The sequence below is a fragment of the Enterococcus casseliflavus NBRC 100478 genome (genome assembly GCF_001544095.1).
Classification (GTDB): Bacteria; Bacillota; Bacilli; order Lactobacillales; family Enterococcaceae; genus Enterococcus_D; species Enterococcus_D casseliflavus.
Window position 1 is genome coordinate 1 of record NZ_BCPT01000003.1, and the last position, 19273, is coordinate 19273.

General features: G+C 41.8%; 15 protein-coding genes. 14 read left to right on the top strand and 1 reads right to left on the bottom strand.

The window, feature by feature from the left end; genetic code table 11:
• The 11 genes from ECA1_RS03290 to ECA1_RS03340 all read left to right on the top strand — a co-directional run.
• Nucleotides 1-565 (top strand): IS3 family transposase (locus ECA1_RS03290; protein ID WP_060791717.1); only part of this gene is annotated, 565 nt, incomplete at its 5' end.
• A gap of 119 nt (nucleotides 566-684) precedes the next feature.
• Entirely contained in the window at nucleotides 685-1737 is a 1053-nt protein-coding gene (locus tag ECA1_RS03295) for a GGDEF domain-containing protein (RefSeq protein WP_005225346.1), read from the top strand.
• Between the two features lie 59 nt (nucleotides 1738-1796).
• Nucleotides 1797-2837 (top strand): bifunctional glycosyltransferase family 2/GtrA family protein, encoded by a 1041-nt coding sequence (locus tag ECA1_RS03300; protein WP_060791718.1) that lies wholly within the window; start codon nucleotides 1797-1799, stop codon nucleotides 2835-2837.
• A complete protein-coding gene (locus ECA1_RS03305) occupies nucleotides 2834-5098 on the top strand; it encodes a glycosyltransferase family 2 protein (protein WP_060791719.1) in 2265 nt (754 codons plus the stop codon). Before ECA1_RS03300 ends, ECA1_RS03305 begins: the two co-directional genes overlap by 4 nt.
• Nucleotides 5073-6902, top strand: coding sequence for a glycosyltransferase family protein (locus tag ECA1_RS03310; protein ID WP_060791720.1), 1830 nt, complete (start codon nucleotides 5073-5075; stop codon nucleotides 6900-6902). Before ECA1_RS03305 ends, ECA1_RS03310 begins: the two co-directional genes overlap by 26 nt.
• Nucleotides 6903-7205: 303 nt before the next feature.
• Entirely contained in the window at nucleotides 7206-9110 is a 1905-nt protein-coding gene (locus ECA1_RS03315; protein WP_060791721.1) for a BglG family transcription antiterminator, read from the top strand.
• Between the two features lies 1 nt (nucleotide 9111).
• On the top strand, nucleotides 9112-9561 hold the full coding sequence (locus tag ECA1_RS03320) for a PTS sugar transporter subunit IIA (protein WP_060791722.1): 450 nt from the start codon (nucleotides 9112-9114) through the stop codon (nucleotides 9559-9561).
• Between the two features lie 23 nt (nucleotides 9562-9584).
• Nucleotides 9585-9902 carry a PTS fructose transporter subunit IIB gene (locus ECA1_RS03325; RefSeq protein ID WP_008380922.1) on the top strand — a complete coding sequence of 106 codons (318 nt, stop codon included), beginning with the start codon at nucleotides 9585-9587 and terminating at the stop codon, nucleotides 9900-9902.
• On the top strand, nucleotides 9892-11028 hold the full coding sequence (locus tag ECA1_RS03330; protein WP_071859233.1) for a PTS fructose transporter subunit IIC: 1137 nt from the start codon (nucleotides 9892-9894) through the stop codon (nucleotides 11026-11028). The genes ECA1_RS03325 and ECA1_RS03330 overlap by 11 nt, the downstream gene beginning before the upstream one ends.
• A gap of 2 nt (nucleotides 11029-11030) precedes the next feature.
• On the top strand, nucleotides 11031-13616 hold the full coding sequence (locus ECA1_RS03335; RefSeq protein WP_060791724.1) for a glycoside hydrolase family 38 N-terminal domain-containing protein: 2586 nt from the start codon (nucleotides 11031-11033) through the stop codon (nucleotides 13614-13616).
• A 102-nt stretch (nucleotides 13617-13718) separates the two neighbouring features.
• On the top strand, nucleotides 13719-14573 hold the full coding sequence (locus ECA1_RS03340) for a GRP family sugar transporter (protein ID WP_060791725.1): 855 nt from the start codon (nucleotides 13719-13721) through the stop codon (nucleotides 14571-14573).
• A 108-nt stretch (nucleotides 14574-14681) separates the two neighbouring features.
• Here ECA1_RS03340 and ECA1_RS03345 read toward each other — a convergent pair whose 3' ends face one another.
• Nucleotides 14682-15563 carry an AraC family transcriptional regulator gene (locus ECA1_RS03345; protein ID WP_060791726.1) on the bottom strand — a complete coding sequence of 294 codons (882 nt, stop codon included), beginning with the start codon at nucleotides 15561-15563 and terminating at the stop codon, nucleotides 14682-14684.
• Nucleotides 15564-15714: 151 nt separating this feature from the next.
• Here ECA1_RS03345 and rhaB point away from each other — a divergent pair, with 151 nt between their 5' ends.
• Genes rhaB through rhaD form a run of 3 tightly spaced genes read left to right on the top strand, consistent with a single transcriptional unit; the run spans nucleotide 15715 to nucleotide 19259 of the window.
• Nucleotides 15715-17199, top strand: coding sequence for a rhamnulokinase (gene rhaB / locus ECA1_RS03350; protein WP_060791727.1), 1485 nt, complete (start codon nucleotides 15715-15717; stop codon nucleotides 17197-17199).
• On the top strand, nucleotides 17174-18427 hold the full coding sequence (rhaA, locus tag ECA1_RS03355; RefSeq protein ID WP_060791728.1) for an L-rhamnose isomerase: 1254 nt from the start codon (nucleotides 17174-17176) through the stop codon (nucleotides 18425-18427). The genes rhaB and rhaA overlap by 26 nt, the downstream gene beginning before the upstream one ends.
• Nucleotides 18428-18434: 7 nt before the next feature.
• A complete protein-coding gene (gene rhaD, locus ECA1_RS03360; protein ID WP_005234418.1) occupies nucleotides 18435-19259 on the top strand; it encodes a rhamnulose-1-phosphate aldolase in 825 nt (274 codons plus the stop codon).
• Nucleotides 19260-19273 lie beyond the last annotated feature (14 nt).

A 19273-nucleotide genomic window follows, 5' to 3' on the forward strand; every position in this document is an offset into this window, starting at 1 on the left:
TACTGTCGCCAAAAATCGTATTCATCGTCGGTTCTATACAAATATCTGTCACCAAAAAATTACAACTGACACCACAGAGTTTAAGTATTATGAAGTAGACACCACAGGTGTCGTTCGTCAGAAAAAGCTGTATTTAGATCCTTTCATGGATTTCTACAATAGTGAAATTCTATCTTATCGGATTTCTGAAAAACCAAACGCACTAGCCATAATGGAAGGATTAGAAGAAGCAATCCAGATGACAAATGATTGTCCATTTCGTAGAACCTTCCATTCAGATCAAGGATGGGCCTATCAAATGAATGCTTATAAGAATAAATTGAAGCAGCATAAAATCTTCCAGAGTATGTCTCGTAAAGGGAATTGTTTAGATAACTCACCTATGGAAAACTTCTTTGGTTTATTAAAGCAAGAGATTTTTCATGGAGAAGTCTATCGGAGTTTAGATGAATTGAAAACAAAAATTGACCAATATATCTATTATTACAACCATAAACGCATCAAAAAGAAATTAAATTGGCGAAGTCCGGTTCAGTTTCGAGAAGCTGTAAAAACAGCTGTCTAACAGTTAATTTTATCGTACAAAAAAGGAGTGGATTTCTCCACTCCATAAAAGTCTAACTTTTTGGGGTCACTACAAATCAGCAAGTAAGGGTTCTTTTTTTTAGAAAGGAAGCACAGGAAATGGCAAATACGCTGGTTGTCAATACACTCGCAAATTTAGGCGCAATTATCATCAATATTTATTTGTTATTCAAAATCAGTGACGGATTCGTTGGCCAAGGGACGTTCAAAGCGAAACAGATCGCAGCTGCGATTGCTTGTGAAACCGTGGTGGGGATGCTGATGATGAATTTCTCTTACGTCGTATATGAAACGCGATTTGACCTGCGCTTTTTGCTTTACGCTTTTTCCATGAAATATCTGGGGTGGAAGGTGACCGTACCGACGATGGTCAATCTAGCGTTAGGGCGTTTCTTGTTTGAAGTATCAAAATCGTCTTGGTTGAACTTATATCTTACGTTTTTTTTGATAGTGACACTGACATTTCTGCATGCCTGGGCCAAACGGCGATTTACTGACAAACAAGAGTTATTCCTATCAATTACCTACTTGATCGCTATCTCCTTTCTTTTTGGTTTTTATCTGACGGGTGATATTCAAAAAACGACCCTAATTTATATAGTTTATGGCATTCTCGCCTATACATTGGCGTTTTTCCTTTACTCGATAGTAAATGATATGCAGCGCATTTTGGCATTGGTCAAAATCGATGATCTTACGCAGTTGAACAACTTCCGTAAATTTCAAGATGACCGCCAACGCCTAGACACGACCGAGGTGGACTTATCGATCGCTTTGATCGATATCGATCATTTCAAAAATTACAATGACCGTTACGGACACCGTGCTGGGGATGTGATTTTGCAAGAAATCGCTCGTATTTTTTCGACCTACTGTACGGCGAGCAATCCTGTCTATCGCATCGGTGGGGAAGAGTTTGCGATCTTGATCCAAGGAGACGCACAGGCTGCTGCTTATCTCCTCGAAAAAATCCAAAAGCGCATCCGTTACCAAGAGATCATCTTGGATGCAGGCGATTCGGTCAGCATCACGTTGTCGATTGGGATCGCACAACGGCAAAAGGGCGAGTTGCTACAGCAAACACAAGAACGAGCCGATCAAGCATTGTATCGAGCCAAGCGCAGCGGTCGCGACCAACTCTGTCTTTACTGATGGAGTTGGCTTCTTTTCTTTTTTATTTTCAAAAATACTACCTTAAATGAGGAGCGCATATGGAAAATAGTTTAATCATGATTCCTTCGCTAGAACCTGACCACAAACTGCTGGCTCTGGTGGAGAAAATTCGTTTGCATAACCAGCACCTGCCGATTTTGGTCGTGGATGATGGCAGTGGGGCAGCTTATCAGCCTGTCTTTTCGGCATTGGCACAGCAGCTTGGTTGTCAGGTTTTGACCCATCCAAAGAATCTTGGAAAAGGCGCAGCCATCAAAACCGCCCTCACCGAAGTGCTGACAAACCAGCCAGCTGTTGAATTTATGGTGACCATTGATTCGGATGGGCAGCATGAGTATACCGATATGATGGCTTGTTTAGCAAAGGCCCAAGCCCATCCCGACAGTATTATTTTAGGGACCCGATCCTTTGGCAAAGAAGTGCCCTTACGGAGTAAGTTCGGCAACATATTGACCCGAAATATCCTACGTTTAGCGACTGGTCTTGCCATCGAGGATTCGCAGACGGGCTTAAGGGTTTTCCCTCGGAAATTCATGACAGATTTGTTGGCGATCTCAGGTGAGCGCTTTGAATATGAAACGCGGATGCTGATCGAAGCCCAGAAACGGGGGTGGCCGATTCTCTCGCAACCGATCGCCACCATCTATATTGAAGAAAATGCCTCTTCCCATTTTCGGGTCTTGGCAGATTCCGTCGCTATCTATAGCGTCTTTTTGAAGTATTTGTTTTCATCTGTGGTCTCCTTTTTTGTCGATGTGATCGCCTATGCGTTATTGATCCATTTCTTGTCTGTCATCGATCTGTCCTCCATCGTGATCGCTTCGTTGGGTGCCCGCTTGATTTCGGCGATCGTCAATTACTACATCAATCGCGAGCTTGTTTTTGGTCAACGGACAAAGAACAGTATGCTGCAGTATTTTTTATTAGTCATCGTACAGATTTTGCTGTCCTCTTTCCTCGTCTACCTGATCTATTTGATCCTGCCGATCGGGGATTCTGTGTTGTTAAAAATAGGCGTCGATTGCCTGCTCTTTTTCTTTAGTTACCATGTGCAAAAAAATGTCATCTTTAAGGAGTGATTGAGGTGGAACAAAAACGTTTGCCTTGGGCGAAAAAAGTCGTTTACTTTCTGGCGTTTGTCTTTTCGCTGATCTATTTATCATGGCGGGGGCTGTATACATTGCCATGGCACGAATCTTGGTTTGCCTTACTGTTTGGTTTGCTGCTTTGGGGCAGTGAGATCGTATCGAACTTTACGGGCTTGCTGTTGATTTGGAACAAAAACAAAGCAAAGCCTTTTGAAAAACCGATCGTGCCAGAAGCCGACTATCCAGCGATCGATGTGTTGATTGCTACCCATAATGAAGAAGTGCCGCTTTTATTAAAAACAGTCAATGCGGCAGTTCATATGAAATACCCCGATCCCAAAAAAGTTCACATCTACTTGTCAGATGACACCAACCGTCCAGAGGTCAAAGCACTGGCAGATAAATTTGGCATCGGCTATATCGGATTGACAGGCAATCAGCATGCCAAGTCAGGCAATCTCAATCATGCATTGTCAAAAACCAATTCACCGCTAGTGGCGACCTTTGATGCAGATATGATTCCTTACTCAGATTTTTTGCTGGAAACAGTGCCATATTTTGTGGCAAATCAGCAGGAACGCCGCAAAGATCAGACCATCAAACCGTTGGGCTTTGTCCAAACACCGCAAAGCTTTTACAATGCGGATCTTTTTCAGTACAATCTTTTTTCAGAAGCGGCGATCCCTAACGAGCAGGACTTCTTTTCCAGAGAAGTCAATGTTTTGAACAACGCCCATGATACAGCTATTTATACAGGTTCCAATACGGTGATCGCACGAGAAGCGATCGAAGCCGCTGGCGGATTTCCGACGGACACGATCACGGAAGATTTTGAATTAGGCGCCTTGATCAATTGCCAAGGTTATCGCAGTTTATCAACACTGCAGCCCATGGCCAGCGGTCTGTCTCCCATTGATATCCCAAGTGCCTTAAAGCAGCGGATTCGCTGGGGAAGAGGAGTGGTCCAAAGTGTCCACAATCTCCATCTTTTTAAGAACAAGACGTTGTCTTTGGCGCAAAAAATGGTTTTCTTAAACAGTTATTTGTATTGGTGGTCGTTTTTACGTCGGTTGCTGTTTATTTTCGCGCCGATTTTGTACACCGTCTTTAATGTAAGGGTCGTAGAGACCAACTTTTGGGTCTTGCTGCTGTTTTGGCTGCCAAGCTATACGTTCTTGCATTTGGCGATGCAGGATTTGAGCAGTGATATTCGAACGCAGCGCTGGGGCGAGATCCAGGAAACGATTTTTGCACCTTACCTAGTGATTCCTGTCTTTTTACAAGCCATTGGCATCAAAGAGACCCGTTTCAAAGTGACCAATAAAGCAGCAACTCAGTCTAAAAAAGACTTGTTGTTTGTGGTGCCGCATTTGTTGCTGTTGATTTTGAAGATTATCGGCTTAGTGAAGTTTAATTACGGCAAATTCGGCTCAGAGATTTTCTATGGCAGCGTGTTGACTTTCTGGTTGCTGACCCATTTCTTTAACTTAACCTTTGCGGTCTTATTTTATCTCGGTCGCCCGATTTACCGAACGACGGAACGGTTCAGAGCCCATTATCCTGTTGAAGTTTCCGACCAAGACGCCAGCTATTCTTTGATGACAGAAAATATCTCAGAAAACGGCTTGTCCTTTGTTTCTGACGTTCCTCTTTATTTTCCGCCAGATGCGCAGCTGACGTTTAAAATCACCCGTAATGGCTACCAAGCAGAGATGACGGGAAACGTCGTCCGCGTTTTTTCAGGCAAGGATCGCTGGGTCTATGGGGTTGCTTTACACCAATTATCAGAAAAAGACTACTTGGCTTATTTGCAGATCATTTATGATGGCTTCAATCAAAGCCTGCCAGTTCTGCGTGACCCGTGGATGACCTTCTTTGACAGTCTTTTTGAAAATCTCGGTAAGCATCTGCTGCAAGCCAAACAAAAGCCATTGCCGCCTCAGCGAGTGCCTGTCCTGTCGATTGATCAAGAATGGGTCTTTGAAGAAGGAGCCTATACGGTCACAACGTTTGGTTTTGACCAGCTCACGTTGGTAAAAACAGAAGAAGTCGAGATGCCTGCCCGTCTAACCTTACCGTTCAGTAATCTTGTGCTTCACGCTGAAAAAGCAACGCTTCAACCAACAGAAAATCAAGTGATTTATCAAGTAAGCAATCTTTCCGAGCTGCGTTTTACAGCAGCCTTTCAAGAATGGGTAGACAGCTTGCTGAGAAAGGAGGAAGATGATGATCGAGATCCTGCTGCGATTTAGTCTTTTTGGTTTATCATTAGCTGGCTATGCCTATCTTTTTGTACGAGTTTGCCATTTTCCCAAACACATCAGCTGGATCGCTGCTTGCTGTTTGCCGATCCTCGTTCTTTCCTTTGTCGCATATGGTCCAAAAGGATGGTTGATCTGGGGGGCATGGGTTTTATTTGGTCTTGGCTTACTATTATGCGTTTGGCGTTTTTGGCAGGAGCGCTATCAGGTACGTTGGGGCTTGCAAGAGCCCATCCTGCTGTGGTTTTACGGCTATTTTGCTTTGTTCGTTTTAACCTTGCTTCACAGTCATTTGACCCACTATGACAACTTCTCCCATTGGGCGACGATCGTTAAATTCCTTTATACGCAGGGACAATTGCCAACGGCAGCCGATGCCATCATCAGTTTTACTTCCTATCCTTTAGGCAGCTCGCTGTTTGTTACTTATACAGCGATCATTGTTGGCTATCATGAGAATGTCTTGCTGATTGGTCAATTGATTTTGATTTTCTGTAGTCTGTATAGTTTCTTTGCGATTATTCGTGATCCGAAAAGAAAGCTGGCTTTTGCCCTGATCTTCACCAGTATGGCGGTTTTCAATTATTTTAATATTGCGATTCGAATGAATAATTTGTTAGTGGACTTTATCCTGCCAGTGTTGACTTTAGCTGGCATCGCTGGCTTATTCGCTTTAAAAGGCAACGTACTACCGTCGATCGGTTTCTTTCTTTTGATTGGCGCCTCTCTTGATTTGGTCAAAAATAGCGCCGTCTTTTTTCTGCTGATTTTAGGTGGCTATTTACTAGTCTGCTTGTGGCAGGCATCAGTTCGTTGGCGGCAACGGCTGGGCATGATGATTGTAGGATTAGCTTCCATTGGGCTCTCTGTCCTGCCGGCGATTCTTTGGAACCTGCATGTCAAAGCGAATTTTCCTAAATCGAAGCATGAAGTCAGCGTGACCGCTTATAAACAGATTTTTGGTGAAAAGGATTCTCAGATACTGCAGCAGATTACGGATGTTTTTGTCAAAACCATCACGGATGTTGCGACGATCTCCACGCAAGGGATTCTCTTGATCCAGGTCATCCTGTTGGGCAGTTGGCTATTTGTCCGATTTATCATGAAAAAACGCAATCCATTTTTCAAAGAACTGCTGTTGATCGATGGTATCATTGGTGGGTATTATTTAGGAATCTATGCCATGTTCTTGTTCTCGATGCCCACTGATGAAGCATTGTCTTTGGCAGGGTTCGATCGCTATGCCTCAAGTATCGTGATTTTAGCACTTGGATTAATGACCTTTTTCATGGTCAGAGGCATTGATCATTTGTATCATGAACAAGCGATCGATCGGCGAAACTATCGTAGTTTTGCCAGCTTGACTACGAAAAAAATCTATCAATACAGTACCTTGATTCTGTTGTTTTTTGCGACATTGCTGATCCTTTCTGAAAATAATGGCATGCGTTATACCAATCGTGAATATGCTGCTTCGATTCCAGCACAAGTTTCAGCCGTTACTGGCGATCACTTTGACCTAAACGAGAAAAAATATTTGGTGGTCAGTACTAACAAAGAAGCAGTAGATAGCTACTTAGTTGGCTATGTCGGAAAATATTACTTGTTTTCACCTAATGTCGATGGCCGAGAGAATTTCCTCTTATCCGATACAGATTTTCGCACGCTATTAAAGCAATACGATGAAGTCGTCGTCTTAGAAGAGCACTATACCTTTAATGCCATGACGAAGAAGCTAACAGGCAAGACCTTTGCCCCAGGCGTTTATTCGGTGGCGGAGGTGTTGGGGCGTTAAGGGAAGGATTTGCTCAAGCGTATCTCGTTATTAGAGAATCAAAAGTTAAAATACCAATGAAACAGACGACAGTTCGTTTGTTCATTGGTATTTTTTTTCTGTTCCCACTGAGTAATATCCTCTATACTATGAAAATACCAAGGGACATGTAAATAATCTGGATTAAACGAAAAAGTACACATGAAAAAAACGGCGCAATATATTCAGTGCCTATGATTTACTGTAATGAATGCAGTAAAAGTAAGTGTTTTCATTTTTTTAAGAAAAAGCTACCATTAGAAATGTAGACGAGGTGATAGTTTCATGATCAGTGAACGGGAAAAAGCAATTATTCGATATCTCTTAGAAAATGGACCAACAACGGTTGCTAAAATTGGGTTGCATATGTCGCTTTCGCAAAAGACAGTTTCGCAATCGCTAAAGAGAATTGATGAATTTTTGCAGGAAACAGCAATAAGGCTTGTTCGCAAACCTAGAGTAGGGGTATTTCTTGATGGCGATTCAGCTGAAATTCTAAAGTATCTTGATGGGAACGAGGAATCAAACTTACCGACGAGCAAAAAAGATCGTATTCAGTTTCTTTGCTTTGAAATACTGAAACAAAAAACGTATTTTACGCGTCAACAACTGCAAGATGCACTCTACATCAGTAAATCAACTTTAGAAAATGACATGGGGCAGGTAAGCGAGATCTTTCGTCACTTTAACGTTACGATTGAAGTTTTACCGGGGAAGGGTTCCTTTTTGAATTTGTCAGAACAAGAAAAACGTCGATTAGCATTTGATTTGATCTACTATTTCTGGGGTGGAAATTGGAAAATAACACAAGAGCAGCAACGCTATTTGCATTCGATTCAAGGAATTCCTCAGTTTGTTAATGATTTTATTGACCTGACAAAGATTTCTTTAGTTGATACGCTCTTACAAGAGTATTTGAAAAAAGAACAAATTACGCTTAATGATGCTGCCTATCACTCACTATTGCTTCATCTAATCATCATGATTGATCGGGTCAAAGAGAAGAATTATCTGACTTTCGAAGAAAGAAGACATCCTTTGATGGAGAACAGAGCTTTTTATCGTTTTATTGCTTCAATAGAAGAAACGTTTTCTCTGTCATTGCCAGTTTCGGAAGTTCATTATATTTCGCTTCATATCTATGGGGATTCGTTGATGAAGAAGAATGACTCCGATGATTTGCTTGATGAAACGATACGCAAATTGATTCATGAAACGATCTCCCTACGCAATGAAAGTCTTTTGTTAGGATTGGTATCACATATCAAAGAAGCTATTTATCGCATTCAAAAAGGATTAGTCATTCATAACCCTTTTCTAAATGATGTGAAGAAGAATTTCCCTTTGTCTTTTGAGGAAGCGCTTCGATTAGCTCATGCCTTAAATTGGCATTTTTCGATTTCGATCCCTGAAGATGAGGTTGCCTTTCTGGCCGTACACATCCAAGTGATGAAAGAACAACGAGAAGAAAAACAACCTAAGAAAGTGAGTGTCTTATTAGTTTGTAGCAGTGGGAAAGGCACTTCACAGCTACTAGCTGCTCGTATTCGGAGAAATTATGAGCAAATCGATATTTCCAGGATTCTTTCAATTCAAGAGTTGATTCAGACCAATATTTATGAGGACTTGATTTTATCGACAGTGGATTTAAAAATCGATTCGATTCCAACAATCCATGTTTCACCTGTACTGAATAAAGATGAGCAGCGAAAAATAGAAGCCTTTTTAAGAAAAGTCGAAGAAAAACAAAATGGTTCTTTCAGTCAGTTTGCGAAATTGATTCATGAGGACTTGATTTTTTTAGATCATCATTTTGAAGATTATCAAGAGGTGATTACATTTATTGGGGAGCAATTGATTACTCGTGGGTATGTAAACGAGGAAATGATTGACTCTTCGCTAAAAAGGGAACAGCTTTCCTTTACTTCTTTTGGACGATTCGCAACACCTCATGGTACACCAGAATACGTGAAAAAATCAGCGATTGTATTTTTACGTCTTAATAATGAGATCCACTGGGGAGAAACAAAGGTGAAATATGTCTTTTTCATCTGTATCAAAGATGAAACTGTACAAGAACTTGAGGAAATCTATGACACGATGCTTAATGTGATGGAATCAGATGAACGAACCTTCCTCCTTAAAGGGACGAAAGAGGAATTAAAAAAGTATTTACAAGGGGGAACATAAAATGAATATAGAAACACTACTACCTTTTGAACATATTGTTCTTGGTCTAGAGGCAACCACTAAAGAAGAAGTGGTCCGTCAATTAGCGAAAATATTGGTAACTGGAGGTATCGTTCAATCCGAAAATGAGTATGTTCAATCAGTTATGGAAAGAGAAGATCACTCGACCACAGGAATAGGCAATAATATAGCAATCCCCCATGGAAAAAGTCGTGCAGTTTCTGAACCCGCAATCGTTTTTGCTCGGTTAAAGGCACCATTAGAATGGCAATCCTTAGATGATGAACCAGTAACGGTTGTGATTATGCTTGCTATTCCTGAAGAACATCAAGGAGACACCCATTTACGGATTTTATCAGAAATTGCCATGAAATTGATGGATGAAGACATCACAGAAGCGCTGAAAAGCGAAACAGATAAAGAGATTATCGCGAAACTATTAAGCGAATAAAACGGAGAAAAGGAGAAAGAAGAATGAAGAGAAAAATTATTGCAGTAACGGCGTGTGCCACAGGAGTTGCCCATACCTTTATGGCGGCACAGGCGTTAAAAAAAGCAGCAGCGAAACGTGGGGATTTAATCAAGGTTGAGACACAAGGAGCAACAGGTATCGAAAATGAATTGAACGAGCGGGATTGTCAAATTGGGGAAGTCGTGATTTTTGCCGTTGATACGAAAGTGAGAAATGAAGAGCGTTTCAATGGCAAGGAGATCCTTAAAGTCCCGGTAGCAGCCCCTATAAAAAATGCAGAAAAAGTAATTGAAGATGCATTAAAGCTGATTGATCAATAAAGAGGAGGAAAATCAGATGAAAAAGTTGGCAAGTGAAATGAAAAATCATGTTTTAACAGGAATATCTTATATGATTCCTCTGGTGATTGCCGGAGCAGTTATCATGGCGATTTCTCGAGTAGGCGGATCAATATTTGGGATCGTCGATATTTGGGACGCCTCTCATGGAGAAAGTGCGAATACGATCATCCGATTACTCCATAGTTTAGATGGATTCGGTGGCATCGCTTTAGGATTGATGTTTCCCGTAATATCGGCATTTATTGCTTATTCGATTTCCGATAAGCTAGGGATTGCCCCTGGTCTTGTTGGAGGGATGTTAGTAAAAGACATTAACGCAGGCTTCTTAGGCGCAATTGTTTCAGGGCTGATCGCTGGGTACATCTGCTTGTGGATCAAAAACCATATAAAGCTGCCAAAATCGATGGCATCGGTAGTTCCAGTGTTCTTAGTTCCTGTTTTAGGTACTTTAGTCACTGTCCTACTTGTGAATTATGTGATCGGTACACCATTTGCAGCTATCAATGTGGGCTTAGAGTCATGGTTGAACGGATTGAGTGGCGGAAATGCGATCGTGATGGCGGCAGTTGTAGGGGCAATGGTTGGATTTGACCTTGGGGGACCAGTAAATAAGGCAGCTGTGACAACCGCGATGGCTTTATTGACAAGTAACGTTTATGCACCAAACACTGCAGCGCAAGTGGCAATCATTATTCCACCAATTGGTTTAGGCTTAGCGACTGTTTTTGCAAAGAGTAAATACAATAACGAATTAAAAGAAGCAGGAAAATCGTCGATCATTATGGGTCTAGTAGGCATTTCAGAAGGAGCGATCCCATTTGCGGTGGAAAATCCACTAAAAGTGATCCCAGTGAATATGATTGGTTCAGCGATTGGTTCTGCAATGGCTGTAGGTCTTGGAGCTGTCAATACAGCCCCAATCTCTGGTTTTTATGGCTGGTTCACTGTAGAAAAATGGCCACTGTATGTTTTATCGATTGCTACTGGCTCATTATTCATTGCGATTTGTACAAGCTTGCTACGTTCAAAAGATGCGGGGAAAGAAACAGATACCACGATGGAAGAATTTGACGAAGCTGCTTGGGAAGAGCAGTGGGAAGCATAGCTATGACAAATGTACACATAGTAAACCACACCCATTGGGATCGTGAATGGTATTTTACTTCAATGGACTGTGTCGTTTTGAGTGATCAATTATTTAGTGATGTACTAAAAGAACTAAAGAGGCAACCGACTGCTTCTTTCGTGTTAGATGGACAAATGTCTATTCTAGACGATTATTTAGAACTCTATCCTGAGCGCTTGACTGAGGTCAGAGAGTTGATCGCCAATGGTCAATTGTTCATCGGTCCTTGGTACACCCAAACAGATGCCTTTTTTGCTTCTGGTGAGTCCATCATTCGAAATGCCATGATTGGTATATTTGATAGCAAAAAATATGGCAGCTATATGTCGATCGGCTATTTGCCAGATACATTTGGTTTTAATGCTCAAATGCCAACCATATTGAACGAAGTTGGACTTGATAACATTATCTTTTGGCGAGGCATCGATTTAGGGGAACAGGTCAAATCCCCTTACTTTAAATGGACGAGTTTAAGTGGGCAAGATTCACTGTATGCGGTGAATTTTCCTCAAGGATATGGTGCACAGCAGCAATTGGAGCCAACGAGCAGTTATGTAGATGGCAGACTCGATAAAGGTGTCGATTTTATTAAGAGCTACGCGAATGAACCTGAAATCTTGATTCCAACTGGAAATGATCAGTTAGGCATTGTTTCTGCCATAGAAGAAAAACTAACGAAAATCAATCAGCTTGGAAAATACAAGTATCAATTGAGCACCTATCCAGCATTTATGGAGATCGTCCGTCAAAAAGAACTGGAAGTTTATCAAGGAGAGTTTCGTGCACCGGTTTTTGCTCGGGTCCACAAAACAATTGGTTCAGTACGAATGGATCTGAAACGTGAGATTTTTCGATTAGAAAACAAATTAGTTTTAGAAATTGAACCAATGCTAGTTATTGCGAAAGATTTAGGGATTGAATTAAGTAATCGATTGCTAATGAAAGCTTGGAAAAAGTTATTTGAATGTCAAGCCCATGATAGTTTGGCAGGCTGTGTATCAGATAGTGTTGCTCAAGATATCAGTCATCGATTAAAAGAAATCAGTGAGATTTGTGCTAGTATTGAAAATTTGATTTTAAAAAGAATCAGTGAAGGACTCGCTTTACAAGCCAATCAATTTCTGATTCTTCATCCAACACCAGTGCCATTTCAAGGGGAGAAATTCGTTAAGATCGTATCTAGAACCAACAATATCAAGGTTATTGGAGCTGATTCATCTGTTCTTCAAGCAGTGTATATCCCAAGCAGGAAAAATATTATGGAAGAAACGCCTGCTGGCAACCGTTTTATTGAAGAAGAGGGGTATTATCTGTTAACTGTTCAAGTGACTTGTGCCTTTTCAGGTCTTGGTTATCGAGTCTTTACATTTGAAGAGCAAGAGACAACTCCTGAATTGTCTTTAGATCAAAACCCATGGATTAGAAATGGGAAATACACGCTTTCCTTTGAAGACGGCCACCTGATTTATTCAGATGGAAAACAACAGATCGTGGATTTCTTGTCGATCATCGATGATAGTAATGCCGGTGATACGTATGACTATTCGCCTATTTTGAATGATCAACCGATCACGCTTTCTTTTGCCAGCTGCAAAGGAAAGCAAGAAACGTTGGTTTTGGAAGGAAGTTTACATCTACCGTATACGATCGAAGAACGGATGAAAGGGATCGCCACCAAAACATTCGCCTATACATTGATCCTCCAACTGACAAAAAACGGTGAGGTAAACGCAAAGCTACGTTTTAAAAATACGCTTTTAAATCATCGGATTCGAGTGAAAGCTCGACTAAACAAGCCGATAGAAAGAGCGGTTGCAGCCATTCAATTTGGTTATCTTGAAAAAAGAAATCAAACACTGGAAAATTGGCAAGAAAAATATGCAGAAAAACCCGTCAATATTGAACCATTTGAAAAACAAGTGGTTGTTTATGATCAAGAAAACGCCCTCGTTTTTTATAGCGAGCAGAGCAAAGAGTATGAATATCTCGACGACTCCTTATATGTAACGGTACTAGCTACAACCGACTCCCTTGGAAAACCGGATTTGTTGTATCGACCAGGTCGCGCTTCTGGCGATACAACCAAAAAGGGACATATTATGATGGAAACGCCTCTTGCTCAAATGGAAAACTATGAGATGGTCTTCGATTTTTCCCTGCGAGTTGCATCAACAGCTATTTCTGAAGAGTTGTTGGCTACTTGGAAAACTGTTAAAGAACAGCCATCGATTTCTTATCAATTGCAAGATTTGAATTACTTTATTTATCGCATAGATAATAAAATTCAAAAGCTCATTGATCCATTATCTCTGACCGACATGTCTCTTTCTTTGCTGTCCTGCAGCTTAGAACCGGGTGTGGGAGTCAGTGCGCTTCATAATGCGTATTACTCTGAGGGAATCGTTATCCGTTTCGTCAATTCAACAAACAAAGAACGATCTCTTGAGCCAAAAAAATTATTTAATGGGTACGCATATCAACGAATCAATGCATTAGAAGAACCGCTTGAAGCGGATCATATCATCCATGCTTATGGGGTAGCAACCTATTTATTAACTAAAAAATAGGAATAAAGAACACAAAATTTGTCGAGAAGGAATTGCTTCTGTAACGTTTTCCTCTACAAGATTTTGTGTTCTCGCTTTTTACAATGTTTAGAAGGAGTTTTTATGTCCGTACAACTTTTATTGCTTGCCTCACTGCCTGCACTAGGATGGGGCTTAATGCCAATCGTCGCTAAATTGATGGGAGGGAAATCAGAGGAACAACTGCTAGGAACAACAATCGCAGCCTTGATTTTCGGTAGTGTATTTGGTTTTTTGAATCAAGTGAGTTATGCCATGGTGCCATTTTTCATCAGTTTATTATCTGGGGTTTTTTGGGCTTGCGGACAATACTTCCAATTTCTCGCTTTGGAAAAAGCGGAGGTTTCTAAAGTAATGCCCGTCTCCGTCGGTACCCAATTATTATTTGTTACATTAGCATCTGGCTTCTTTCTCAAAGAATGGAAAGATTTAACGACGGTAATTTTCTCAATCATGGCACTAGGAGTCATCCTAACAGGTGTTTACCTTGTAACTAAGACAACTCATCAGAAAACAAGCTTATCACAGCAAGTACTTCTTTATCTATGTTGTTCTTCAGCTTTTTTGATGCTATATGTGACAGTCACTGGTCTGTTTCAGATAAGTGGAGCACAGATTTTCTTGCCTCAGGCAGTAGGGATGGTTCTCGGGGGAAGCGTGATTTCCTTGAAAAGTAAGAAACAACTGCGTTTCCGCAAAATAATCCGCAATTTAGGTACTGGTAGCACTTGGGTTCTCGCGAATGCTTCGTTATTCGCTGTGTCGTCTTCTTTGGGTGTAGGCGTAACCTATTCATTTTCTCAAATGAGCTTACTTGTTGCCACCTTTGGAAGTATTATTTTCTTAAAGGAACGAAAAGTTGGCAGAGAAAAGCAATTTGTTGCTCTTGGTAGCTTGCTCTATATTGTTGGTGTATTAGGGATGAGTTGGTTGAAATAAATTTATCAGTTGAGCAATTTTAGTTAGCGACCAATAAAATAGCAGATAATAGTATAATCAATAAATGAAAAGAAACATGAAATCAGTGAATGATTTCATGTTTCTTTTTTACCGTCCATTCTCCGTCTGTCGATAATCACTAGGTGAAATGCCGACTTTTTTCTTGAATAAACGGCTGAAATAGACGGTGTTTTCGATGCCGATCGCCAATGAGATCTCTTTGATGGAAAGGCGAGAATAGCGCAAAAGGTCTTTCGAATAAGAGATGCGTTTGCTGATCTGGTACTCGATGGGGGGCAAGCCCATATATTTGGAAAACTCCTTGACGATTTGATACTTATTGATATGATACCTTTCCTCCAAAGATTCCAATGTGATCCCTTGACGGAAATCTTCTTCTAGCTGGTCACGAATCTGCAAAATATAAGGCGGGATTTCACTATCCGAAAAGTCGAGATGATATTTTTGCAGGAGCAGTTCATTGAGCAGCTGATGGATCAAAACAGAGCTTTGGAAGGCAGTTTTCGCATTTGGTTCTGGCTGTAACATCAATAAATCTTGTAAGACCAAATGGATCGGATTTTGACGACTGCTGGCAGGATTGGTGTGAAAAACTGGACTGCCATTTTTGAAAAATTCCTCATAAAACGCTGCGACGTTGGCGCCATATAGATGGATCCAGTCCATTTCCCAGGGCTCTTGACTAACGGTACGGTAGTACTGATAGTCTAGACAGTCGATAAAAAACACATCACCTGCTTTCAATTGATAGCTTTTTCCTTTGTAGCGCAATTCACCGCAGCCGGACAATGTATACTTGATCAAATAAGAAGGCAGGTTCTCTCGTTCTGTAAAGTAAGGTTTGCTTGCTTTGAAATAGCCGATTTCTTGAATGTAATAAAAAAGTTCACGCTGCTTTTGGGTTGAAGTATTGATGTAACGCAGTGAATCAGTTGACCATGAGTGGTTGGCTTTTTCCCAGTAATCCATCGGATCCTCCTTTTTACCAAGATTGTGCAAGTCTTTATCAAAATTGTGTGATGAAACTCGTTGATTGTCAAGCTAAAATTGAGGCAACAAGAATGAATCAATGAATTGTAATCGATTTTTTTTTTAACAAGATAATGAAAGGTGGAGACCAGTGAACACATTTATCGCAATCGATATCGGTGCATCAAGCGGTCGTCTGATGCTGAGCCGTTGGGAAAATGAGCAGATCACTTTAGAAGAGATCCATCGCTTTAAAAACGGCTTTCGTCCTCATGAAGGCTTTGACCGTTGGGCGATCGATTATTTGATCCAAGAGATTTTAGTAGGACTGCAAAAAGTGAAACAAGCAGGTATCCATGACTGCTTCGTCGGAATCGACACCTGGGCAGTGGATTACTGTTTGATCGATCAAGCAGGCGAACGTTTAGGCGACCCAGTCGCTTATCGAGATAGTCGCACCAATGATGCGATCGCAGCTTTTGGTCAGCGCTATTCTTTGCAAAAACTGTATGAGAAAACAGGCATTCAGCTGCAGCCCTTCAACACGATTTTTCAGTTAGCCGCAGAAGAAGCGCAACTGCTGCAAAAAGCCGACAAGCTGCTGTTGATTCCAGACTACTTGGGCTACGTTTTTACTGGTAAGATGGTCACGGAAAAAACCAATGCTTCGACGATGCAGCTTCTAAATGCCAACACCCAAACATGGGATGCAGAATTGTTAGCTGAGATCGGTGTAACAGAAGGACTATTCCCACCATTGGTTGATGCAGGAACGGTTTTAGGCGCACTGCAAACACAGAAGTTTCCAGCCTATGATTTGCCACAAGCGACCTTTGTCACTGTCGCTAGTCATGATACGGCATCAGCGATCATCGGTACACCTGGAGAGGGGGCAGATTGGGGCTACATCAGCAGCGGGACTTGGTCATTGCTGGGGATCGAAACCAAAGTACCCAATGTTTCCCTTGCCGCCTTCGATGAAAATTATACGAACGAATGGGGTGCCCACAACACGATTCGCTTTTTAAAAAATATTATGGGCATGTGGCTGATCCAAGAAGTGGCTCGGCAGCAAGACTATCAGTATTCCTATGCAGAATTGGCGGAATTGGCGCAAGCAACGCCTGCTTTTCAACAGTTTGTCGATGTCAATGATCCTCGTTTTTTGAATCCAGAAAACATGATTACTGAACTGCAAGCGTATTGTCGAGAAACCCAGCAGAAAGTTCCAGAAACCTCAGGGGAACTGGCTCGCTGTGTGTATGATAACTTAGCGCTTTGCTATGCCAGTGAATTGCAAAAGCTGGAACAGCTGACAGGTACGACGAACAAGCTGCAAAAACTGCATATCGTGGGGGGCGGTTCCAATAATCGCTTTTTAAATCAACTGACGGCTGATGCTGCGCAGCTGACGATCGAAGCTGGCCCAAGTGAAGCAACGGCGATCGGTAATCTTTTAATGCAGATGATGAGTGCTGGCATCTTCACGTCGCTGGCTGAAGCACGCCGCGCGGTCAAACACTCATTTCCTTGCAGTGTTCATGAACCACAGTCTTTTGATCACAAGATTTTAAGCAACTATCAACGTTTTATAAAAGGAGTAGGAAAAAATGACAACGATTCAACAGCGTTATGAAGAAGCTAAGACAGCATATGCCAAATTAGGCGTCGACACGGATGCGGTTTTGAAAAAATTAGCCGATGTGAAAATCTCGATGCATGTTTGGCAAGGGGACGATGTCCAAGGATTTTTGAGTGATGAAGCATTATCTGGTGGGATCTCTGTAACGGGGAATTATCCTGGTGCTGCCCATACCCCAGAGAAGTTGCGCCAAGATTTAGAAAAAGCCTACTCTTTGATTCCTGGAAAACACAAATTGAACCTTCACGCCATCTATTTAGACACCGAGGAAGCAGTGGATCTAAATGAATTGGAGCCGAAGCATTTTGAAAAATGGGTTGCTTGGGCGAAAGAACAAGGCTTAGGTTTAGACTTCAATCCAACCTTTTTCTCACATCCCATGTTCAAAGATGGCTTTACCCTTGCTTCACCAGATGAAGAAGTTCGTCAGTTCTGGATCGAACACGGCAAACGTTCTCGTCAAATCGCTGCTTATATGGGGAAAGAAACTGGGCAAGTCTGTGTCAATAATTTCTGGGTGCCAGATGGCTACAAAGACAACCCAATCGATCGTTTTACACCACGGGAACGCTTGATGACAGCATTAGATGAGATTTTTGCTGAAGAATTGCCAGCGGAATACACGGTAGATGCCGTGGAAAGCAAGTTGTTTGGTCTTGGTGCCGAAGCCTACACCGTCGGCTCTCATGAATTTTATATGGGCTATGGCTTGACGCGCGATAAATTGATTTGTTTGGATGCTGGACATTTCCATCCAACCGAAGTGATCTCCAATAAATTGTCTTCATTGGCACTATTCAGCAAAGGCATTTTGCTGCATGTCAGCCGTCCTGTACGCTGGGATAGTGATCATGTCGTGATCATGGACGATGAATTGCAAGAGATTGGCCGCGAATTGGTTCGCAATGACTTATTGCCAAAAACCAACATTGGGTTAGATTTCTTTGATGCGACGATCAATCGGGTCGCTGCGTGGGTGATCGGGACGCGCAATACTCAAAAAGCGTTGCTAAAAGCGATGCTAGAACCGATCGAAGAACTAAAAGCAATCGAATTGTCAGGTGATTTCACCACTCGTTTAGCCATGACGGAAGAATTAAAAGACTATCCGTATGCAGATGTTTGGAATTACTTCTGTGAAAGCCAGGGGGTACCAGCAGGTCTGGATTGGCTATCAGAAGTGAAAGCCTATGAAGAAACCGTCTTAAAAGCCAGAAAGTAGGAGAACGATGAAAAAGATTGATATTTTACAAGCAAATTTTGTACAAGAAATGATGGAAACGACAGCAAACCTTTACCGTTTAGGGTGGGATGAGCGCAACGGCGGCAATATTTCTTACTTATTAACAGAAGAAGAGATCTTGCCTTTCATCGATCCGCAAAGCGTCTTGCGGGAAATTCCCATGATTTTTGATGCCACGGCACTAGCTGGCAAGTACTTTATCGTGACAGGTTCAGGAAAATACTTTAAAAATGTAGCGGCACATCCAGCGGAAAACCTTGGTGTGATTCGAGTCAAAGAAGATGGGCAAACATTGGAATTGCTTTGGGGCTTGGAAAATGGTGCGGTGCCAACGAGTGAACTGCCAAGTCATTTCATGAGTCATATCGCTCGCTTGTCGGTCGATCCAGAAAACCGAATCATCATGCATAACCACGCATCGCATCTTTTAGCCATGAGTTTTACCCATGAGTTGGATGAACGCAGTTTCACGCGGACCTTGTGGCAAATGTGTACGGAGTGCTTGGTGGTCTTCCCAGAAGGTGTTTCCATCATTCCTTGGATGGTTCCAGGAACGAACGAGATCGGCGAAGCAACGGCTGCTAAAATGAAAGAGACCCGTTTGGTTCTTTGGCCGCAACATGGCATCTATGGTGCTGGCAAAGATATGGACGAAGTCTTTGGCTTGATTGAAACGGCAGAGAAAGCTGCGGAAGTGTACACCTATGTCAAAGCGCAAGGCCCAATTTTACAAACCATTACAGATGAAAATCTGAAAAAATTGGCTGACGCTTTCAAAGTCACTCCCCGAGCAGGCTATCTTGAGGTATAATCAATGGTAGAAGA

Coding starts and splice junctions, on each gene's coding strand:
- ECA1_RS03315 (WP_060791721.1), top strand. CDS start 7,206: ATGATCAGTGAACGGGAAAAAGCAATTATTCGATATCTCTTAGAAAAT.
- rhaA (WP_060791728.1), top strand. CDS start 17,174: ATGACAACGATTCAACAGCGTTATGAAGAAGCTAAGACAGCATATGCC.
- ECA1_RS03300 (WP_060791718.1), top strand. CDS start 1,797: ATGGAAAATAGTTTAATCATGATTCCTTCGCTAGAACCTGACCACAAA.
- ECA1_RS03325 (WP_008380922.1), top strand. CDS start 9,585: ATGAAGAGAAAAATTATTGCAGTAACGGCGTGTGCCACAGGAGTTGCC.
- ECA1_RS03335 (WP_060791724.1), top strand. CDS start 11,031: ATGACAAATGTACACATAGTAAACCACACCCATTGGGATCGTGAATGG.
- ECA1_RS03310 (WP_060791720.1), top strand. CDS start 5,073: ATGATCGAGATCCTGCTGCGATTTAGTCTTTTTGGTTTATCATTAGCT.
- rhaD (WP_005234418.1), top strand. CDS start 18,435: ATGAAAAAGATTGATATTTTACAAGCAAATTTTGTACAAGAAATGATG.
- ECA1_RS03340 (WP_060791725.1), top strand. CDS start 13,719: ATGTCCGTACAACTTTTATTGCTTGCCTCACTGCCTGCACTAGGATGG.
- ECA1_RS03295 (WP_005225346.1), top strand. CDS start 685: ATGGCAAATACGCTGGTTGTCAATACACTCGCAAATTTAGGCGCAATT.
- ECA1_RS03320 (WP_060791722.1), top strand. CDS start 9,112: ATGAATATAGAAACACTACTACCTTTTGAACATATTGTTCTTGGTCTA.
- ECA1_RS03345 (WP_060791726.1), bottom strand. CDS start 15,563: ATGGATTACTGGGAAAAAGCCAACCACTCATGGTCAACTGATTCACTG.